General features: G+C 66.2%; 14 protein-coding genes. 11 read left to right on the forward strand and 3 right to left on the reverse strand.

What is annotated here, in order from left to right; genetic code table 11:
- Positions 1-152: 152 nt before the first annotated feature.
- From VGM20_00470 to VGM20_00490, 5 genes are all read left to right on the forward strand, one after another.
- Complete coding sequence (locus VGM20_00470; protein ID HEY4099328.1) at positions 153-3449, forward strand: glycosyl hydrolase; 3297 nt, start codon at positions 153-155, stop codon at positions 3447-3449.
- A 74-nt stretch (positions 3450-3523) separates the two neighbouring features.
- Positions 3524-5677: a transglycosylase domain-containing protein gene (locus tag VGM20_00475; protein HEY4099329.1), complete on the forward strand. Its 2154-nt coding sequence runs from the start codon at positions 3524-3526 to the stop codon at positions 5675-5677.
- Positions 5678-5761: 84 nt separating this feature from the next.
- Positions 5762-6445, forward strand: coding sequence for a bifunctional 4-hydroxy-2-oxoglutarate aldolase/2-dehydro-3-deoxy-phosphogluconate aldolase (locus tag VGM20_00480; protein HEY4099330.1), 684 nt, complete (start codon positions 5762-5764; stop codon positions 6443-6445).
- Positions 6442-7497, forward strand: coding sequence for a proline iminopeptidase-family hydrolase (locus tag VGM20_00485; protein ID HEY4099331.1), 1056 nt, complete (start codon positions 6442-6444; stop codon positions 7495-7497). Before VGM20_00480 ends, VGM20_00485 begins: the two co-directional genes overlap by 4 nt.
- Positions 7498-8004, forward strand: a complete 507-nt coding sequence (locus tag VGM20_00490) for a signal peptidase II (GenBank protein HEY4099332.1) — start codon at positions 7498-7500, stop codon at positions 8002-8004. It begins immediately after the preceding gene.
- On the opposite strand, the gene VGM20_00495 is transcribed toward VGM20_00490, so the two are convergent.
- The 3 genes from VGM20_00495 to VGM20_00505 form a co-directional block, all read right to left on the reverse strand.
- Entirely contained in the window at positions 8005-9582 is a 1578-nt protein-coding gene (locus VGM20_00495; protein HEY4099333.1) for a lysylphosphatidylglycerol synthase domain-containing protein, read from the reverse strand.
- A gap of 24 nt (positions 9583-9606) precedes the next feature.
- The gene (locus VGM20_00500) at positions 9607-11415 is read right to left on the reverse strand and encodes a M20/M25/M40 family metallo-hydrolase (protein HEY4099334.1); all 1809 of its coding nucleotides are present in this window, start codon (positions 11413-11415) and stop codon (positions 9607-9609) included.
- Positions 11416-11511: 96 nt separating this feature from the next.
- Positions 11512-14355, reverse strand: a complete 2844-nt coding sequence (locus tag VGM20_00505) for an FAD-linked oxidase C-terminal domain-containing protein (GenBank protein HEY4099335.1) — start codon at positions 14353-14355, stop codon at positions 11512-11514.
- Positions 14356-14597: 242 nt separating this feature from the next.
- Between VGM20_00505 and VGM20_00510 the strand changes: the two genes are divergently transcribed.
- The 6 genes from VGM20_00510 (at position 14598) to VGM20_00535 (ending at position 20581) form a co-directional block, all read left to right on the forward strand.
- Positions 14598-16493, forward strand: coding sequence for a multicopper oxidase domain-containing protein (locus tag VGM20_00510; GenBank protein HEY4099336.1), 1896 nt, complete (start codon positions 14598-14600; stop codon positions 16491-16493).
- A gap of 43 nt (positions 16494-16536) precedes the next feature.
- Positions 16537-18201 carry a response regulator gene (locus tag VGM20_00515; protein ID HEY4099337.1) on the forward strand — a complete coding sequence of 555 codons (1665 nt, stop codon included), beginning with the start codon at positions 16537-16539 and terminating at the stop codon, positions 18199-18201.
- Positions 18198-18956: an HAD family acid phosphatase gene (locus VGM20_00520; protein ID HEY4099338.1), complete on the forward strand. Its 759-nt coding sequence runs from the start codon at positions 18198-18200 to the stop codon at positions 18954-18956. The genes VGM20_00515 and VGM20_00520 overlap by 4 nt, the downstream gene beginning before the upstream one ends.
- A 70-nt stretch (positions 18957-19026) precedes the next feature.
- The gene (locus tag VGM20_00525) at positions 19027-19473 is read left to right on the forward strand and encodes a MarR family transcriptional regulator (protein HEY4099339.1); all 447 of its coding nucleotides are present in this window, start codon (positions 19027-19029) and stop codon (positions 19471-19473) included.
- Positions 19474-19524: 51 nt separating this feature from the next.
- A complete protein-coding gene (locus tag VGM20_00530) occupies positions 19525-19983 on the forward strand; it encodes a PH domain-containing protein (GenBank protein HEY4099340.1) in 459 nt (152 codons plus the stop codon).
- 82 nt (positions 19984-20065) lie between these two features.
- Positions 20066-20581, forward strand: a complete 516-nt coding sequence (locus VGM20_00535) for a ferritin-like domain-containing protein (protein HEY4099341.1) — start codon at positions 20066-20068, stop codon at positions 20579-20581.
- The last annotated feature ends 25 nt before the right edge of the window (positions 20582-20606 follow it).

A 20606-nucleotide genomic window follows, 5' to 3' on the forward strand; every position in this document is an offset into this window, starting at 1 on the left:
GCAGAACACCTGGACCGACAACTGGCCGAGCTATTCCGTGCCCTGAACGGTCGGTACGTCCGGGCGAGTGCAGTGGAGCGGCTTCATCATATCTTTGATGGAGCCGCTCTTCGTTGCGGCTCCCCTCGAGCGCATTCATCCCGGAGTCGTGCGTGTCCTCATCGTTTCATCGGTGGTCGCTTGCGTTGGCTGCATTGTCCCTTGGCGTGTCGCCTGCCGTGGCGCAGCGCGCGACGCGACCGGCGCGGGTCCCTCCCGCGACGCAGCGAGTTGCCCCGGCGGCGTACGCGCCGGCCGACACGTCGCTCTGGAAGGGGCTCGAATGGCGGATGCTCGGCCCGGCGCACACGGGACGCATGACGTCGGTGGTCGGTTCGTCGCAGCGGCCGAACGAGTACTACGTCGCCACCACCGGCGGCGGGGTGTGGAAGACGACCGACGGCGGTCACACGTGGAATCCGATGACCGACAACTATTTCGGCGGCACGGTCGGATCGGTCGACGTCTTCAAGGGGAACCCCGACATCGTCTGGGCGGGCGGAGGCGAGACGCCGATCCGCGGCAACGTCTCGCACGGTGACGGCGTCTGGAAATCGACCGATGCCGGGAAGACGTGGCAGTACATGGGGCTCAAGGAGACGCAGTACATCTCGCGGGTCGTGATTCATCCGACCAACCCGGACATCGTCTACGTCGGTGCGCTCGGCCACGTCTTCGGCCCCAACAGCGAGCGCGGCGTCTACCGCACGAAGGACGGCGGCAAGACGTGGGAGAAGGTGCTCTTCCGCAACGATTCGACCGGAGTCGCCGACCTGGTGATGGATCCGTCGAACCCGAACGTGCTGTATGCTGGATTCTGGCAGGCGGGGCGGAAGCCCTGGCTGCTGGTGAGCGGTGGTGAGGGGAGCGGGCTCTGGAAAACCACCGATGGCGGCGACCACTGGACCGAGATCACCCGGCGTCCGGGGCTGCCGCCCGGCATCTGGGGCGACATCGGCATCGCGATCTCGCCGGCAAAGCCATCGCGGGTGTGGGCGCTGATCGAAGCCGATTCCGGCGGCGTCTACCGATCAGACGACGGCGGCGAGACGTGGAAGTTCCTGAACGGTGATCGCAATCTCCGTCAGCGTGCCTGGTACTTCTCCAAGATCTTCGCCGATCCGAAGGACACCAACGTCATCTACGGCGCCAACGTCGGTGGGTACGTCTCGCGCGATGGCGGCAAGACATTCCAGTCAGGTCTCGGCAACGGCGACACGCACCATTTCTGGATCGCGCCGGATGATCCGAAGCGGATCGCCGTCGCAGGCGACCCCGGCGTGGTGATCACCACCGACGGCGGGACGACCCGCGTCAGCGCCAACATCCCCACCGGTCAGTACTATCACGTCCATCTCACCAACGCATCGCCATATGACGTCTGCGGCGCCGAACAGGATGGCGGTGTCGACTGCTTCCCGATTCGTGCAGCAGGGGGCGGCCGTGGCGGGCGCGGTGGCGGCGGTGGTGCAGGCGGCGGTCGAGGTGCTGCCGGCGGCGCACCTGCGGGTCCGTACGATTTCACTCCACGGTACGGGGGTGCCGGCGGTGAGTCGGGATATGTGGCGTCGGATCCGCTCGATCCCGATGTGACCTTCGGCGGCAACTACAGCGGCGTGCTCGAGATGCAGAACCGTCGCACCGGCCAGTCGATGCGGCTCGATCCGTGGCCGCTCAACCCGATGGGCCACGACGCGAAGGATTCGAAGTACCGCTTCCAGTGGACCTACCCGATCATGAATTCGCCCAACGATCCGAAGGTGCTCTACGTCGGATCGAACGTGCTGTTCAAGTCGAACGACCTCGGCCGCGACTGGAAAATCGTATCACCTGATCTCACCAGGAACGATCCCGCGACACTGGGCGCATCGGGCGGTCCGCTCACCAAGGATCAGACGAGCGTCGAGTACTACGGGACGATCTTCGCGGTGCAGGAGTCGCCGATCGCGCCGGGGCTGGTGTGGAGCGGCTCGGATGACGGGTTGATCTACGTCACGCGCAACGTCAACACCCCGAAGCCGGTGTGGACCAACGTCACGCCGAAGGATCTGCCGAAATGGACGCGGATCTCGATCGTCGAGCCTTCGCCGCACGCGCCGGGGACGATGTACTTCGCCGCGAACCGGTACGAGATGGATGATTTCGCGCCGTATCTCTACAAGACCACCGACTACGGACGGACGTGGACGAAGATCGTCAACGGCATTCCGGCAGGCGAGTTCACCCGCGCCATTCGCGAGGATCTGGTGCGTCCTGGGCTGCTCTACGCCGCGACCGAGCGCAGCATGTACATCTCCTACGACGCCGGCGAGCACTGGGAATCACTCATGCGGAATCTTCCGCCGGTGGCCGTGCATGACATCGCACTGCGCGATGACGACATCGTGATCGCGACGATGGGACGCGGCTTCTATGCGATGGAAGGGATTGCGCCGCTGCGCCAGGCGGATCAGGTCACGAAGACCGCAGCGTTTCTCTATCAGCCGGGGACGACATACCGGAGCGCGGGCGCGGTGAAGGCGGAATACTGGCTGCCGCGGTCGGGCGAGAACGTGACGTTGCAACTGGTCGATCCGCATGGGAAGGTGCTGGTCACTTCGTCGAATACCGACACCGCAACGCCTGCAGCAGGTGGCGGCCGAGGGGGCCGCGGCGGGTTTGGTGGCGGCGCACCGGCGCGGGTGACCACGGCGGCGGGACTCAACAGCTACAACCTCTCGCTGCGCTATCCCGACGGCGTGAACTTCCGGGGTGCCGTCTACTGGAGCGGCAACGGTCTCAATGGGCCGGTCGGCGCGCCGGGCGAATACACGGTGCGGATGATCGCCGGCGGTGATACAGCGTCGCGGACGCTGCAGGTCCGCAAGGATCCGCGGACGACGGCATCCGACGCCGACGTCGCGGAACAGGTGAATTTCCTCCTCCGCATCCGCGACACGGTCTCGGCGGCCAACAACGCGGTGCGCACCATTCGCAATGTCCGTTATCAACTCGACTCGCTGCGGCCGCGGGTCACCGGAGCAGAGGGTGCAACGTTCGGCACGCTTGCGACGGCACTCAACGATTCGCTCACGGTGATCGAGGAAACGCTGTACCAAACGAGAAACCGCGCCAGCGAGGACCCGCTCAACTTCCCGATTCGCCTCAACAACCAGATCGGAGCGCTCTCGGGATTCGTTGCAAGCGGGGAACGCCGGCCGCCGCAGCAGGCATATGACGTCTGGAATGATCTGGTGCCGCAACTCGACGCCCAGCTGGTGCATCTCAAGCGAGTGCTGGCGACTCAGCTCCCGCGCCTGAACGCGACGCTGAAACGTGCCGGACAATCCGAGCTCGTGCCGTCAACGACCGAGCTTGGCGTCCCCGCAGGAAGAGATGGTCGCGGGAGCAGCGGGGTCGATCCGGAATAGCCATTGTTGCATGGTGAAACTTCCGCTGCACCGATCCCGTCTGCAATGAAGTCGACGGTGCGGCGGAGGTCGCGATGGACTGGCAGCGGATCAGGGAGCGATTGGGCGAGGGATGGCCCCGGGTTCGTTCGGCGATCACCTTGCGCCGGACCGCGATCGTGGTGGGCGTCTTGAGCATCATCGGCTTTGGCGTCATCACGAGCGAAGCGGTGATGCGAGCCCGCCTCGAATCGCCGATGTCGCGGGTGCCCAGCACGATCTACACCCGTCCAGTTGCGTGGACCGAAGGAAGTGACGGGAGTGACGGCGGCGTGAGCGACACGGGGAACGCCGCGGTCGCGATCGGGACCCTCGACGGTGCGCCGATGGAAGAGCGCATCCCGGTTACCCTCCGGAATGTTCCGCGATCGCTGATCCAGGCAATTCTCGCCGTCGAGGATCAGCGCTTCTACCAACATCACGGTCTCGACCTGAAGCGCATCGCCGGCGCCATGGTTGCCGATATCCGCACCCACAGCATCGCGCAGGGCGGCAGTACGCTCACGCAGCAGCTGGTCAAGAATCTCTTTCTCACCGCCAACCGCACCCCGCTCCGAAAGGTGCGTGAAGCTGCGATGGCGGTGGTCCTCGAGATGCGATACAGCAAGGCGCAGATCCTCGAGGCCTACCTGAACGAGATCTACCTCGGCCAGGATGGTCCGCGCGCCATCCACGGCTTTGGTGCCGCGGCGCGGTACTACTTCGCCAAGGATGTCCGGCGATTGTCGCTGGCGGAGTCGGCCCAGCTTGCGGCGATGATCAGCGCGCCGAATCGCAACGTCGCTGCGCGCCATCCCGAGGCGGCGCTCGCGCGGCGCGACATGGTGCTCCAGCTGATGGCGGATCAGCACCGGATCAGTGCCGCGGCCGCGGCCCAGGCGGAGCGGATCCGGATCAATCCGGGCGAGCATCCGCTGCCCGCAGTCGACGGGAGATACTTCCGTGACTATGTGGTGGGACAGGTCCCCGGACGCGTGGCACCTCGGGGGATGGCGGTCTACACGACGCTCGACGTGACGCTGCAGCGCGCCGCCGAGCGATCGGTGGCGCGCGGCGTCGCCCGTCTCTCGCACCACGGCGCGGAAGCGGCGCTTGTCGCCATCGACCCGCGTACCGGCGAAGTCCTCGCCATGGTTGGTGGTGATGATTACGGCCAGTCGCAGTTCAATCGCGCCACCGACGCGCACCGGCAGCCGGGCAGCGCATTCAAGCCGATCGTGGCGCTGGCTGCGCTGGCACCGCACGACGGCCAGTCGCCGCAGTTCACTCTCGCATCGAGTGTGCAGGACGCACCGCTGCGCGTGTCGACGCCAAGCGGTCCGTGGGAGCCGGTCGACTACGATCATTCCTTCCGCGGCAACGTGACGGTGCGTCAGGCGATGGAGCAGTCGCTCAATGTTCCGTTCGCGCGGATCGGCCTTGCGGTCGGTCCTGATCGGATCGTCGACGCCGCGAAGCGGGTCGGCATCACGTCGCCGCTCCATGCGGTGCCGAGCATCGCGCTGGGGAGCTCGGAAGTGACACTGCTCGAGCTGACGCGAGCGTACGGTGTGCTGGCGACTGAAGGGAAGCTGGTGCCAACGCGGTCCGTCATCGGCGCGGCGAGGCTCGGGTCGATCGTGTCGGATGATTCGCTGCCGACCGGGACACAGGTGGTCGATTCGGCGGTGGCGTACCTCGTCACGTCGGCGCTCGAAGGTGTGGTGCAGCACGGGACGGCGCGCGCGCTGGCGCAGGATGGACGGGTCGGCACGATTGCCGGCAAGACCGGGACGTCGAGCGACTGGCGCGATGCGTGGTTCGTTGCCTACTCGCCGTCGCTCGTGGTCGGCGTCTGGGTGGGGTTCGACGACGGCGAATCGCTCGGGCAGACCGGAGCCGCCGCAGCGCTGCCAGTGGCGGCGAGCTTCCTCGATCAGGTCGCGCCCGACGGCGGCTGGGGCCCATTCGACGTTCCTCCGGGGATCACCGAGGCGTACGCCGGCAGCGGCGACGATTCATCCGACAGCTGCGGTGCGCGGGAAGTCTTCCTCGCCGGCACCGAGCCGCCGCAGGTCGACTGCAGACCGGACGACTTTCCGATCTGGCACGACCTCCGCGATTGGGGTGCGACGGTCGGCAAGCAGGCGAGTCGCTCGCTCGAGCGATTGATCGCCGGGCTTCTCGGACACGGCGCGGTGCTGCGCTGATCCGAGTTGCAGGGGGCGTCACGCGCACCGGGCAGCCCCGGGAGATCATGGTATCTTTTGCGCTCCCGCAACCGTGACTCGCACATGCCCCAGCAGGACATCGATATCCAGCGCGACAGCGCCACGCTTCGCCACATGCTCGCCAGCGGCGTTGTCGCCGTGGTCCGGATGGATCAGGCCGTTTCGCTCCGCCGCGCGGCCGAAGCGGTAGTAGCTGGTGGCGTCGGTTCGTTCGAAGTGACACTCACCACCCCGGGCGCGATCGACGCCGTGCGCGAACTGGCGGAAGCCGCGATCCCCGGCTGCATGATCGGCGCCGGCACGGTGCTCGACGAGCGCACCGCCAACGAGGTGATCGACGCCGGCGCACAGTTCGTCGTCAGTCCGACGCTCGAGGAAGATGTCATCGCGTGTTGCGTCGATCGCGGCATCGTCTGCGTTCCCGGTGCGATGACTCCCACCGAGATCCTGCGTGCCTGGCGCCTCGGCGCGCCACTGATCAAGGTGTATCCCTCACCGTCAGTCGGCACCGACTTCTTCAAGAACATCCTGGCGCCCCTGCCATTCCTCAAGATGATTCCGTCGGGCGGTATGACGCTGCAGAACGCGCCGGAGTGGATCAAGGCCGGTGCCGCGGCCGTGAGCATCAGCAACGCGCTGATGGATCCGGCGTTGATCGCCAAGGGCGCGTGGGGCGAGCTCACCGCGCGGGCGCGCGCCTTCAGCGGAGCGGTCGAGACCGCGCGGGCCGAACTGGCCGGGCGATGAACCGGAGGGCAATCGCCGCCCTGCTGCTCGTGACTGCGGCGTGTGGTGGTCGGAAAGACGCAGGTTCGACAGCGACACCTCCATCTGCGGCGACGCCGGGTGCTGCAGCTGCCGCGCCGGCCGCCGCTGATACGGCGCCGATTGCTCCCCGCGCGGCGCAGATGCTCGCCGGCGAATCCCGCCTCGCAGTCGACGGGGGCTCGATCTGGTACAAGGTCTCGGGTCCCGCGACCGGAACGCCGGTCGTGCTGCTGCACGGTGGCCCGGGGTTCTCCTCCTTCTATCTCAAGCCGCTGGAAGTGATCAGGGACGAATGGCCGGTCGTCCGATACGACCAGCTTGGCGCGGGGAAGTCCGATCGGATCGGCGACACGTCGATGATGACGATCGCCCACTTCGTTCGCGAACTCGATTCGCTCCGTTCGCATCTTGGTTTTGCGAAGATGCACCTGGTCGGGCATTCGTGGGGGACGATTCTCGCGCTCGAGTACTATCGCGCCCACCCTGATCACGTGGCGTCGCTGACGCTCAGTTCGCCCGCACTCGACCTGCCGCAATGGGCACGCAACACGGCGAAGCTGGTGACGACGCTGTCACTCGGGGCGCAGCATGCGATTGCCGTCGCCGATTCGACGCACGACTACAAGGCGCCGGAATACCTGGCGGCGGCAGATGAATTCTACGGGAAGTATGTCTGGCGCCATCCTATCCGGGTCGATCTCGATTCGCTGATGCGCACGGCGAACGATTCGATCTACGATTACATGGAGGGGCCGAGCGAGTTCACGATCACCGGAACACTGAAGAACTACAACGCGACGGGGTTCCTTCCCAGGGTCCGGGTTCCGGTGCTCTACACCGTCGGAGAATTCGACGAAGCCGACACCGCCACCGTGCGGCACTTCGCCAAGCTCACTCCCGGGGCGCAATTCGTCATCATTCCCGGTGCGGCACATGTCACGACCTGGGACGGAGCGTACGCGCACGTCACGGCCCTCCGCGCCTTCCTGCGCCACGTCGATTCGCTCGACGCCAAGACAGGTAAGCGATGAATGGCGCCCAAGACCCGGGCATTCCTTGCAGCATCGCTGCCGCTCCTCCTCGCCGACCGCTTCACCAAGATTCTCGCCTACGCGCAACTCGAGCCGCCAGGGATTCCTCATCGATTCATCGGTGAGGTCGCGCGGTTGACGCTGGTATTCAATCGCGAAGCGGCGATGAACATTCCCCTGGGCCCGTGGTCGCGATGGGGTCTTGCCGCGATCGCCGCGATCGGGATCATCGTGATGGTGCAATTGCTCCGCCAGGCGCCATCGGCGGCGCGGCTGATCGGTCTCGCGCTCGGATTGATTGCCGCCGGTGCTGCGGGAAACCTGATCGACCGGATTCGGTGGGATCGTGGCGTGATCGACTTCATCGATCTCGGCGTGGGTACGCACCGCTTCTGGACGTTCAACGTTGCCGACATCGGCGTGACGGCCGGCGCGATCCTTCTCGCGCTGATCTATTCGCGTGAACGACCGCACCAGGTCGCCCCGGTTGAACAGGCCGAGCTCTGACTACGCCGCACGCCGCTTGCGGACCCGGCGAGCCGCGGTCACGAGTCGCGCGCCGTAGAACACCGCCACGGCAACCAGCACGCTGATCGTCACGCGGAGCGCCCTGGGCGCGCCGTCGTTCAATGCGAAGCGCCACCAGAGATCGCGGTTGTACTCACCGCGCACTCGCAGTGACGTCCCCAGCCACCCGAGCCCCGCGATCGCGGCGGCGACAGCCACGAGCCATCCGGCGTTGAGCGGTTCCTCGCTGAAGGGAATCAGCCGGTCGAATTCGCGCCGGCCGACGAGGAGCAGCAGGAAGAGGATCGCCAGGACGACCGCCGTGGTGATATCGAGCCCCTCCATGAGTGCCGCGAGCATCCCGAGGAGCAGCAACGCCACGGTGAGGCGATAGGCGCTTCGCAGTCGCCGTTCGAGGCCAAAGGCGAGGAGCAGGAGCCCCATCCCCACGAGCGATGCGATGAAATGCGATCCCTCGATCACCGCCAGTCGCAGCACGTCGCCCAGCCACGTGAAGCCTTGGGACTTATTGGGGACGGTGTTCAGGACGAGCAGGAAGAAGCCGGTGATGAACGTCAGGATGGCGAAGAGATGCGGCGTGATCTCGCGTGCGACGCGGATCGGCGATGACACCTTCGATTTCGGCGTTCGCGACGCCTCGTGCGCCAGGACCGCTGTCGCGATGAAGAGCGGAATCAGGTAGTAGATCACCCGATACGCGAGGAGCGCCGCCGTGGCAACCGGTGTCGGGACACTGTGCGGCTTGAGGAGCAGCATCGCCGCCTCGAAGACACCGATCCCGCCCGGGAGCGGCACCACCTGCGTCACGATCTGGGTGAGCAGGAAGCCACTCATGAATCGCGGAAACGACACCGGACCGGCGGCGATCATCAGCACGTAGAGCGCGCTGGCACTGAGCAGCCAGTCCGCGATCGAGACGAGCAGCTCCTCGCGAACCGTCTTCGCCGACGGGAGATGCAGCTCGACCGGGCCGATCCGCACCGTGCCAACCTTGCGATGTGCCAGCACCAGCGCGGTGATCGTGAGCAGGAGAAAGACCACGCCGATCGGCCGGAGCGACTTCGCCGGGAGGTGGAACGAGTGCGGAATCGAGACCGGCGCGATGACGAAGGCGACGCCTGCGACCGCGAAGAGACCGAGGATGAACGTGAGGACATTTCCCGCGACGACCGCGGCGGTCTCGGCACCGGTCACGCCGAGCCGGTTGTACAGCCGGTAGCGCACGCCGCCGCCGGTGACGATCGAGACCGGCGCACTGTTCTGGACCGCCTGACTCACGAACGAGGCAGTGAGCATGTTGTGCAGTGCGATCGGATGGCCCGCCATCCGGAGCGAGAGGTAGTCGTATCCGACCAGCGCGCCGTACCCCACTGCGGTGAGGACGAGCGACGCCGCGATGTGGATCCAGCCGATTCTGTGAATGGCGCCGACGATATCGGCGAAGTGGTACGCTGTCAGGATGTGCCGGAGAACTGCCAGCGCGATCCCGAAGAGGACGACGTTGATCCCGAGCGAGATCCAACGCCGAAGAGCGGAGGGCTGCTTGTCAGCTGGCAAGACAGCCCTCCATCCCCGGTCAGTTCACTTCAGGCGCGGCTTGGTTGTCCGCGGTGCCTTCTCGCACGTCGGCCAGGCGCCGCCGCCACGACCACCACGTCCTGCTGCTGCACCCTGCGAAAGATCAGCCTTTTCGTGCGGAATCATCGTGGGATCTTCCGACGCCTCGTACGCCAGCATCGCGGTGAGGGTGGCGTTGTACATCAGGTCGGGGAAGACCACCTTGTCGTACGTGTCGCGCTCGGTGTGCCAGGTCAGCGTGCCGTAATCCCAGCTAGCCGCGCCGAGGTCGCCGGTCGGCACGCCGTAGCAGGTGAACGAGTACCCATCGCTGCCGCTCCCTGACGGGCCGCCGACGCCGACCGGTCCGAGGGGGCCACCCCACTCGGTGGGGACCTTGCTCAGCCACATGTTCACGTGCTCCGGACCGTGCGCCATCCCGCCGGCGCCAACGCGCTGGATCCGGCCGGTGCCGTTGTCCTGATTGAAGACATCCTGCAGCCCCTTGATCACTTCGGGATGATCCTCGGTGAACGCCTTTGAACCGACTTCACCTTCCTCTTCGCCGCTCCAGTGGCCGGCGATGATGGTGCGCTTGGGATGCGGGTACGCCTTGCGGAGAATCCGCATTGCTTCGAGCATCGTCAGCGTGCCGGTACCGTTGTCGGTGGCGCCCGACGACCCATCCCACGAATCGAAATGTGAAGAGAGGACGACGTACTCGTCCGGCTTTTCACTTCCCTTGACCATCGCAACGACGTTGAAGACCGGCTGCTCGCCGAGCAGCTTGCCGTCGAGGTCGAGCCGGATCTTCGGCTGGTCGCCGGCATCGGTGAGGCGGTAGACGAGGCCGTAATCTTCGCAATTGAGCGCGACGGCAGGGGTCCTGGTGTTGTACGTCTCGAAGACTTCCATCGCGCCGACGCCGCCCTCGCTGCCGCGGTTGCGGTCCTGCGCCGCGATCGCTGCCCGGAGTGCCACGCTGTCGATCGTCGCGGTGCCGGTGGCGAGATCGAGCGTCATCGGGACGGTGGCGTTGGCGCCCCGACCACCGGCGCCGCCGCGCCCGCCGGCTGCACCACCGCGGCCACCGGCGCCCCCACGTCCCGCCGCGTTGGGATCGGTGTAGGCCAGCTTCGGCCGCGAGGTGATGATCCCGGCGGCACCGCCCTGTTCCAGCCGGACGCCGAGTTCACCGCCGCCGAGTGCCGCGGAATATCCGGTGCCGCGAACGTTGCGTCCGCCCCATTCCGTCTTGGCTTCGACGACGGCCTTCGCCATCGCGGCCGCTTCCGCCGGCGTGCCCAGGGCGTTGTACTGCTCCTGGGAGCGGCAGGTCGGCATCGGCGCGGAGATCATGACCAGCTTCCCCTTCGCCTGCGGCAACCATTTCACGAATTCGGTGCTGTCCTTGAAGCGCGGCAGGATGACGATCCCGTCGACAACCGGCTTGCCGTTCGTTCCGGGCGAGTACCCGACCATCTGTCCTTCGAGCGAACGCACCCGTGGATAGACCAGGTCGATATGTGACGGTCCGCGAATCCATCCGCGCCACGTGCCGTACTTCTCTTCCTTCGCGTCGATGCCGAACGACTTGTACATCGCGACGAGCCAGTCCTGCGCCCGCTTGAGGTTCGGCGTCCCCATCAACCGCGGTCCCAGCGAGTCGAAGAGCGAATGCGCTTCCGCGGGGAGATGAGTGCTGTCCATCCCGATCGCGTAGATGTTCTTGATGACCGGGTCGCCGGTCGGGAAGGTTTGCGCTGCCGCGGTGTGCAGCGTAAGGGCCGTGGCCAGTGCCGCCGCGACGGGGGCGAATCGAATGCGAGTCATCGAGCGTTCCGGGTGCGTGGAGAGGGGGTCATGACAGCCAGTATTATATGGAGACATGCGGCGCCGTGCAGGTTCAGCTTGCAACGGCCGCGACGGTCACTCGCCTTGATGGAGCGCCAAGCGCACTACTTCAGCGAGGTGGAGCGGAATCCTGCCGGTTTGCTGCACGATCTGCTCGTAGCAGGAGAAGCCATTCGCCACGATCAGCATGTCGCCGTCGGTAGCGCGGACCGCCGGAAGCAGCCGCTGCTCGCCGATTGCGATCGAGAGGTCGTACTTGTCGGCTTCGAACCCGAACGACCCCGCCATTCCGCAGCACCCCGAATCGAGCAGCTGATAGTCGAGTTCGAGTGACTTCATCACCGACTCCTCCGCCTTCATCGTCATCACCGCCTTGTGATGGCAGTGGCCATGGACCATCGCGCGGCGCCGCAGCGGCCGCGTGCGAAAGTCGCGGTCGGCGAGAAACTCGCTGAGCATCACGGTCTGCTGCGACAGTCGCCGGGCGTCGTCATCGTCGGGAAAGAGCCCGATGAGTTCGTCGCGAAACGCCGCCACGCAACTCGGCTCGAGCCCGACGATCGGCGTGCCGGCGCGGATGTCGTCGCGCAGCGAGTCGATGGTGCGGCGCCAGAGTTGCTTGGCGCGGTCGAGCATCCCCCAGTCGTAGAGCGGTCGTCCGCAGCAGAGCGGGCGGGGCGGGATCGCCACGTCGTACCCCGCGCCTTCGAGCACTTCCACTGCCGCAATCGCCGGTGACGTCCTGAAGTAGTTGCTGAAGGTGTCGGGCCAGAGCAGCACGCGCGGCTTGCCGGTCGGCGGCTTCTTTCTGCGCCGGAACCAGCTGCGGAAGGTCGGATGCGCAAATCGCGGGATGCGCCGTTCGAGCGCGATCCCTCCGACGGCCTTGAGGAGGGCCGACAGCGGCGGCGTCTGCGTGACGATGTTCACCAGCGGCGCGATCGGCGCGGCGAACCGGGCCCACTCGTGAATCAACCCCATGGTGTAGGCGGTCCGCGGGCGGACGCGCCCTTCGTAGTGGTGCGAGAGGAACTCGGCCTTGTAGGTCGCCATGTCGACACTGACCGGGCAGTCGCGCTTGCACCCCTTGCACGCGAGGCAGAGGTCGAGGGCGTCGTGCACGGCGTCACTCTTCCATCCGTCGTCGATCGGGTCGCCCTCCAGCATCTCGAAGAGGAGCCGGGCACGGCCGCGGGTGGAGTCTTCTTCCTCGCGCGTCGCGGCGTAGCTGGGGCACATCGTTCCCGCGCCGTCGGTGCGGCGGCAGAGGCCGACGCCCACGCATCGTCCCGCGGCGTGCGCAAACGATCCGTGATCATCGGCGAACGCAAAATGGGTGACGACCGGGAGCGGGGAATAGCTGGGGCCGATGCGCAGATCCTGATCGGGCCGGCGCGGATGCACCACGCGGCCGGGATTCATCCGGTTGTCGGGATCCCACGCCGCCTTGAACTCCTCGAACGCCCGCACCAGATCGGCGCCGTACATCCTGGTGAGGAAGATGCCGCGCGCCTGACCGTCGCCGTGCTCGCCGGAGATCGATCCGCCGTACTTCACCACCAGATCGGCGGCGCGGTCGAGGAATCGCATCCACGTGGCGACGCCTCCCTCTGTCGTGAGGTCGAAGTCGATGCGGCAATGGACGCAGCCGTGGCCGAAATGCCCGTACAGCACGGTGTGATAACCGAACTCGGCGAGGAGGTCGCGGAATTCGCGGAGATATTTCCCGAGATGCTCCGGTGCGACGGCGGCATCTTCCCAGCCTTCGTGGGTCGGCTTCATCCCCGGAGGATTGGCCGCAATTCCGAGTGCCGCCTCCCGCACTTCCCAGAGTTTCCGCGCCTCGCCGTCGTCATCGAAGATCGCGGCGTGAGGAGGAGCGGCACCCGATGTGATCCCGGACACGAATTCCTTCGCCTGCGACGTCGCGCCTTCCTTGGTGTCGTCGCCGAATTCCACCAGGAGCCAGCCGCGTCCCTCTGGCAGGAGGGCGAGCTGCTCGGTGTTCATGTCGCGCCGCTTCATCATGTCGATCATCACATCGTCCATCCCCTCGAGACCGACCGGCTTGTGCGCCATGATCTCCGGGACGTGATCCGCAGCGATATACGCATCGGGATATCCCAGCACGACCAGCGTGCGCTTCGGCCGCGCAGGGATGAGTCGAACGGTTGCGCCGAGGACCATGACGCAGGTTCCCTCGGTGCCGACCAGCGCGTGTGCGACGTTGAAGCCGTGTTCGGGAAGGAGTGCTTCAAGGTTGAATCCCGAGACACGCCGCGGGATCTGGACGAATCGCTCGCGGATCCGGTCGGCATACGTGTCGCGGATCTGCCGCAGCGCCCGATAGATCTCGGCGCGACGGCCGCCACTTGCGACGATCGTGGCGAATTCGTCGTCGCCGGTCGGACCGACCGTGAACCGCTGGCCGTCGTAGGTGAGGATGTCGAGATCGATCACCTGGTGGGACGTGAGCGGGCCGGGCCCGAAGAATTGCGACATCACCGAATGCACGCCGCACGAATTGTTGCCGATCATCCCGCCGAGGGTGTTGCGATTGTGGGTGGCGGGATCGGGACCGAAGGTGAGGCCGTGCGGCGCCGCGGCGCGGCGCAGGTCATCGAGCACGCACCCCGGTTCAACGGTGGCGATGCGCTGACGCGCATTCAACGTGGTGATCCGGTTGAAGTACTTCGACGAATCGATGATCACCGCGACGTTGCACGCCTGCCCGGCCAGCGACGTCCCTCCGCCGCGCGGCGTGACCGGGACGCCGTGCTTGCGGCAGATGGCCACGGTGCGGACCACATCCTCGGCGGTGCGCGGCAGCACCACGCCGATCGGGACATGCCGGTAGTTGGATGCGTCGGTGGACCACGCCGCGCGGCTTCCCGCGTCGAAGCGTACTTCGCCGGTCACCTGGCGGCGGAGTTCGCGTTCGAGATCGGCACCGGGTGCGGGCGGGTGGTGTGGGGTCAGATCGTGTCCTCGCGTCGCGCGTGGTCCATTTCGACGAACCAAAGGTACCGCGACCGGCAGCGGTGATCACCACGCCTGCTCCGGAGACGATCGCCGCCGGTGCGCCAGCGACAGCGACGGATCCTCTGTTGACAAGCTGGGAACTGCCCTCGACCTTAGGCGAACTCCTACCAGGCCATCACATGCGCTTCGGACTCCTTGCCCCGCTGGGTGGTCTGCTCCTCATGGCGCCCGTGACCGCGCCGCCGGCGGCTGCGGGGCATCGCGGTCGTCAGCCGATCGCCTTCAACGACAATCGAGTCCACGCCGGGACGATCAGTGGTGCCGCGCTCTCGGTGGCACTCGTGGTCGATACCGGTGACTGGCGCCCCTTCGGCGCCGATCACCGAGGGATTCCGATGCTGGCTTTCGGCGAAGCGGGGAAGCCGCTCCAGGATCCGGGACCGATGCTTCGCGTGGTGCGCGGAACAATGGTGCGCGTTGTCATTCGCAATCGCACCGGGGCGCGGGTGGTGATCCACGGACTATCGGCGCGGCGGGGCGCCGTGATGGACACGATTGTGGTCGCGGCGGGCGCCACGGCCCACGCCGCCTTTCGTGCCGATGTCGAGGGGACCTACTACTACTGGGGATCGTCGCACGGCGAGGATTTCGAGGCTCGCGACATCGACGACTCGCACTTGAGCGGTGCCTTCATCGTCGATCCGCCCGGTCCGGTCGCGCCTGACCGGGTCTTCGTGATCGAACGATACTCCGCCGACACGCTGCCCAACGGACAATCGGATTTCTACCACGATCTCTTCACCTTCAACGGGAAGCCGTGGCCCAACACCGAACGGCTGACCTACACGCTGGGTGATTCCATTCGCTGGCGCATCGTCAATGCGTCCAACGATCTGCATCCGCTGCATCTGCATGGGTTCTTCTATCGCGTCAACGCGCGCGGAGACGTCGCCCGTGACACCGTCTACTGGGCGAACCAGCAACGGATGGGCGTGACCGAGTCGATCCTCGATGGCACCACTGCCGACATCGCATGGCGCGCCGACCGTCCGGGAGACTGGATTTTCCACTGCCATCTCCCGCCGCACGTCGTGCCGAACACCGCCATCGGTCCCGACACCGAGCCGACCGGGCCCAGGGTGCAGCACATCGTCGACGGGTACCCGGGGCACGAGACGATGAACCACGCCATGACCGGGATGGGTGGTCTCGTCATCGGCGTCACGATTGTGGCACCACACGGCTGGCACTCATACACCGGTTCGCGCCGCACGATCAGGCTGGTGGTGGAATCCGATTCCGCTCCCGCCGACACCGCACGCCGGTTTCGCTACGTCGTGAGCGCGACTCCCGGCTCGGCGCCGCTTCCGCAACCGGCCGGCGGGATTGCACCGACGCTGATTCTTCGTCGCGGTGAGCCGACCAGGATCTGGGTGGTCAACCATTCACCGGAAATGACTGCAGTGCACTGGCACGGAATGGAGCTCGAGAGCTACTACGACGGCGTTGCTGGAGTGAGCGGCGATCCGAAGTCGCTCGAACCGCCGATCATGCCGGGAGATTCGTTCGAAGTGCTGATGACGCCACCGCGTGCCGGAACATTCATCTACCACACCCACTTCAATGACGTGCGGCAGCTCCTGCACGGCCTCTACGGTCCGCTCATCGTGCTCGATTCGGCCGAACATTGGAATCCGTCGATCGATCGCGTCTTCATGATCGGAGACAACACCACATTCCTGCCGGTGCTCAACGGATCGCGAACTCCCGAACCAGTGACGTTGAAGACGGGTACATCGTATCGCTTCCGGTTCATCAATATCTCGGTATCGGAGCCCGATGCGATTGCAACGCTTCTCCATGATGGTGTTCCGATCGAGTGGACGGCGATCGCGAAGGACGGCGCGGCGCTGCCGCCCTGGCAGCGGACGACCGGCGATGCGCGGCAGGCGATCAACATCGGCGAGACCTTCGATTTCACGGTCCAATCAGCCGACACGTCGTCGACGATGCTCGATATCCATCATTTCAACGGGGCGCCGATGGTGCACCAGGTGATCCGCTTCGTCAAATGACGTCGCCGTGACGAGAAGCGGCCGGCATGGTATCTATTCTCCCATGCCAGCCTCTCTCGATTCCGTGCTCGCCACCGATCAGCTGGGGACTCGCCCCGCGCACGCGCTCGATCCCTCGAGCGAACGCGCCGCTGTCGAGGCGCTGGTCGCCGAGATGGCGCGGCCGTCGCGGCACGTGCTGCAACGCCTTTCCGAGATCCTTGTTGGTCTGTGCGGCGCGGGCTCTGCCGGCGTATCGCTCCTGGAAGAACCGGACGGTCCTGGCCGTTTCCGGTGGCACGCGCTGACGGGTGCGCTGCGCGAGCAGCTCTGGGGCGTGATGCCGGGGCACGTCTCCGCGAGTCGAATCGTGGTGGAGCGAGCTGTGCCGCAACTCTACATCCATCCGGCGCGTCACTTCGAGTACCTGCGCGAGTTGCAGCCGCCGATCGTCGAAGCGCTGGTCGCTCCGCTGCCCGTGGGCGACCGGATTGTCGGTGCGGTCTGGGTCATCGACCATGCCGGCCAACGGGGATTCGACGCCGAGGATCTGCGCGTCGTGACACGATGTGCAGCGATCGCCGGCGCCGTGTACGCTGCGCACGAAACGATCGACGCACTGCGCGACGCAGGTCGTCGCAAGGACGAATTCCTTGCCGTCCTCAGTCATGAAATGCGGAACCCGCTCGCCGCCATCAGCAACTCGACCCGCTACCTCGCCCGGGCAACGGCTTCGGTGCCCGATCAGCGGCAGGCGTGCGCGGTGATCGAGCGCCAGCTGGCGCACGTCGTCCGGCTCAGTGAAGACCTGATCGATGCATCGCGCGTGGGTCAGGGAAGCCTGGAACTCCGCATGGAGCGCACCGATCTCGTTGCAGCGACGCGTGCCGGCCACGAAGCGGCGATGCCGGCGCTCGCCGAGCACGACCGGGAGATCGCCGTCTCGTTGCCCGACCAGCCACTCTTCGTCACCGGTGATCCGGCGCGGCTCGCCCAGATCGTCACCAATCTCCTCACGTCGGCCGCCCGGCGGACTCGTGCCGGCGGTCTCGTGTCGCTGACCTTGCGGGAGGAGGGCGACGCCGCGGTGCTGCAGCTGGTGAGTGACACTCCGGGGGTCGCGGCCGGCTGGCCGACCGGCGTCGATCCGTTCGCGGCAGTCGCTCCCGGTCGCCCCGACGAACCACCCGGCATCGGCCTCGCGCTGGCGCGCTCGCTCGTCGAGTTGCATGGCGGACGGATCGTATCGGTGCAGACCGAGCTCGCGCCGCAAAGCGGTTTTGCCGTGCAGCTGCCGCTCGCAGACAGGGCAGCGACTGGCACCCGGATGACCGTTGCGCCGAAGCCGTCTCGTGCACGCGCCGAATTGGACGGTGTGCGACGTCGCGAACGGGTGCTGGTCGTCGACGATTCGGTCGATTCCGGCGACTCGCTCGCCCGCCTGCTCAGTTCATGGGGCCACGATGTGCGGACGGCGCAAGGCGCAGTGGCTGGTTTGCGCCTCGAATGGGAGTTCGAGCCGCATGCCGTGATCCTCGACATCGAAATGCCCGGAAAGAACGGCTATGAGGTGGCGGCCGAACTGCGCGTGCGCCGACGCGACCTGCTGCTCGTGGCACTCAGCGGACACGCGCGTGAGGAAGATCGCGCACGCTCTCTTGCTGCCGGCTTCGACTATCACCTGACCAAGCCGGCGAACGTCGAGTTGCTTCAGCACATTCTCTCATGATGCCGCCGATCCGCAACGCGCGCGCGCTCGCCACCACCTTCGCCCTCAGCGCGATCACTGGATGCGGTGCGTCGCGGCGAGTGACGACAGCGCCAGTACCGGTGGCGGCCACCGCACCGGCACCGCGCAACGACATCCACTGGTTTCGATCGTCGGCCGAGTATCGCGGCATCGCGCTGGAGGTCTACCGGTCGGCGGCCGAGCATCTTCTCGGACTGATTCGAGACCAGCGCGCCGGTACCTGGGCAGTGATCCTCGACGCCGACGAAACCGTGCTCGACAATTCGCTCAGTGAACGCCGCGACGCCGATCTCGGCCGGGCGTACTCCGAGACCGCATGGGCCGCGTGGGTTCGGGAAAGTGCGGCGACCGCGATCCCGGGTGCCGTCGACTTCACCAGACAGGTGCACGCGCTCGGCGGCAAGGTGGTGATCGTCTCCAACCGCCCCGATTCGCTCTGCGCGCCGACCCGGGAGAACCTGACCAAGATCGGCGTCGCGGCGGACATGGTCCTCTGCGGTCCCGCCGGCGTAACCGACAAGAATCCGCGGTTCGAGCGGGTCCAGCAGGGGACTGCCGTCCCCGGGGTGCCCCCGCTGCACGTCGTCGAATGGATCGGCGACAACATCGAGGACTTTCCGGCGCTGCGTCAGTCGGTGCGTTCGACTCCCGACGGGTACCGCGACTTCGGCGTGAAGTACTTCCTCCTTCCCAATCCGATGTACGGCTCGTGGGTCAGGAACGCCGAGCCGTGAGCGATCATCGAACCAGCGCTTCGTCAGCAATCCTTGACGTGTCACGACAAATGATCGATATTGTTCACATATGAACCGTCTCAAGACCGATGCCGAGCCCGTCGCCGCACCGGGCGCCGAAGCGGTGATGTTCTCGCTGCTCGGCGTTGCGCATGGTATCGAGGACCGCCTGGAACAGGCGCTGTCGCCGATCGGTCTCTCCACGTCGAAGCTCGGCGTCCTCACGCAGCTGGTGGCGGCGGGCGGCCCGCTCCCGCTGAGCGAACTCGCGTCACGACTGAGCTGTGTCCGGTCCAACATGACGCAGCTGGTCGATCGGCTTGAAGCGGACGGCCTGGTTCGGCGCGTCGACGATCCGGCGGACCGCCGCAGCGTGCTGGCGATGGTGACCCGGCTCGGCGAGGAGCGCCAGGCCGACGGCGCGTCCGAACTGGCGCGCGTCGGTGAGGAGTTCGCGGCGGCACTCCCGCGCGCTGACCGCGCCGCGTTCACCCGCGCCCTGGCCGCGCTCAAGTAGTTTTTCCCGCCCGACAGACCCGGTCATCGTCCTATCCTCCGCGGAGCGCTCGTGAGCTATATCACCACGCATCTCCTTCCCGGCGAAACGATCACGTACCGGACACGGCTTCACTGGAAAATCTTTGTCGCCCCCGTGCTGGTATCACTGGCGATGCTCGCGCTGGCACTCTGGGCGCTGTCGGCCAATCGCCGCCTGATCGCGCTCGCGCCGGTCGCCATCGCGGTGATCGTCCTCTTCGCCGCGTGGATTCGCCGGCGGAGTTCCGAATTCGCGGTCACCAACAAGCGGGTGATCATCAAACTCGGCGTCATGTCGACCCGGTCGATGGAGCTCCTCCTCTCAAAAATCGAGGGGATCACCGTCACGCAGAGTCTGTCGGGGCGGGTCTTCGGCTACGGCGAAATTGTCGTGACGGGGAGCGGCGGGACCCAGGAACCGTTCGACAGCATCCAGGCACCGCTGGATTTCCGGCAGGCAGTACAGGCCGCGACGACGTCTGGGAGCTGACCAGGGCTGGGACGTGGTTCCGTCCAGTGGGTATTCGTCATCAAGAACGAGGTGATGACATCAATACCCAGGAGATCACTGCATGGCCCCGAAGCCGAAGACCCAGCCCGTCGCGAAGCCGAAGTCGCAATCCGCCGCACCCGATCCGTCGCCGGTCTCCCGCGCGAGGTTGATCGAACTCCTCAACGAAGACCTCGCCCGCGAATACCAGGCGATCATCGCGTACGTTGTCTATTCGCAAGTGCTCAAGGGCGCGGAATACATGGCGATCGCGGCCGAGCTGGAGAAGCACGCCGGCGAGGAGCTCCGGCATGCGCTGATCATCTCGAACCAGGTCGATTATCTCGGCGGCAACCCTGTGGTCGTGCCGAAACCGGTGAAGACCTCCGACAAGCCGCGCGAAATGCTGCGGTTCGACCTCGAAAACGAACGGCAGACGATCCTGCAGTACCGGGCGCGGCTGCGGCAGTGCGAATCGCTCGGCGAGTATGCCATCGCCGAGCATATCCGCCAGATCCTGGCCGACGAGCAGGAACACCTGATCGATCTCGCCACGGCGCTCGGCGAGGATCCGCCCGACCTCAGTCAGCCGCAGTAGAGGATTCCGCGACGCATCGCCGCGC

Source organism: Gemmatimonadales bacterium, assembly GCA_036500345.1.
Lineage (GTDB): Bacteria > Gemmatimonadota > Gemmatimonadetes > Gemmatimonadales > GWC2-71-9 > Palsa-1233.

Bases quoted from the DNA above. Each gene is read 5' to 3' on its own strand.
- VGM20_00510 (HEY4099336.1), top strand. From the start codon at position 14,598: ATGCGCTTCGGACTCCTTGCCCCGCTGGGTGGTCTGCTCCTCATGGCG.
- VGM20_00525 (HEY4099339.1), top strand. From the start codon at position 19,027: ATGAACCGTCTCAAGACCGATGCCGAGCCCGTCGCCGCACCGGGCGCC.
- VGM20_00480 (HEY4099330.1), top strand. From the start codon at position 5,762: ATGCCCCAGCAGGACATCGATATCCAGCGCGACAGCGCCACGCTTCGC.
- VGM20_00485 (HEY4099331.1), top strand. From the start codon at position 6,442: ATGAACCGGAGGGCAATCGCCGCCCTGCTGCTCGTGACTGCGGCGTGT.
- VGM20_00515 (HEY4099337.1), top strand. From the start codon at position 16,537: ATGCCAGCCTCTCTCGATTCCGTGCTCGCCACCGATCAGCTGGGGACT.
- VGM20_00535 (HEY4099341.1), top strand. From the start codon at position 20,066: ATGGCCCCGAAGCCGAAGACCCAGCCCGTCGCGAAGCCGAAGTCGCAA.
- VGM20_00520 (HEY4099338.1), top strand. From the start codon at position 18,198: ATGATGCCGCCGATCCGCAACGCGCGCGCGCTCGCCACCACCTTCGCC.
- VGM20_00475 (HEY4099329.1), top strand. From the start codon at position 3,524: ATGGACTGGCAGCGGATCAGGGAGCGATTGGGCGAGGGATGGCCCCGG.
- VGM20_00500 (HEY4099334.1), bottom strand. From the start codon at position 11,415: ATGACTCGCATTCGATTCGCCCCCGTCGCGGCGGCACTGGCCACGGCC.
- VGM20_00490 (HEY4099332.1), top strand. From the start codon at position 7,498: ATGGCGCCCAAGACCCGGGCATTCCTTGCAGCATCGCTGCCGCTCCTC.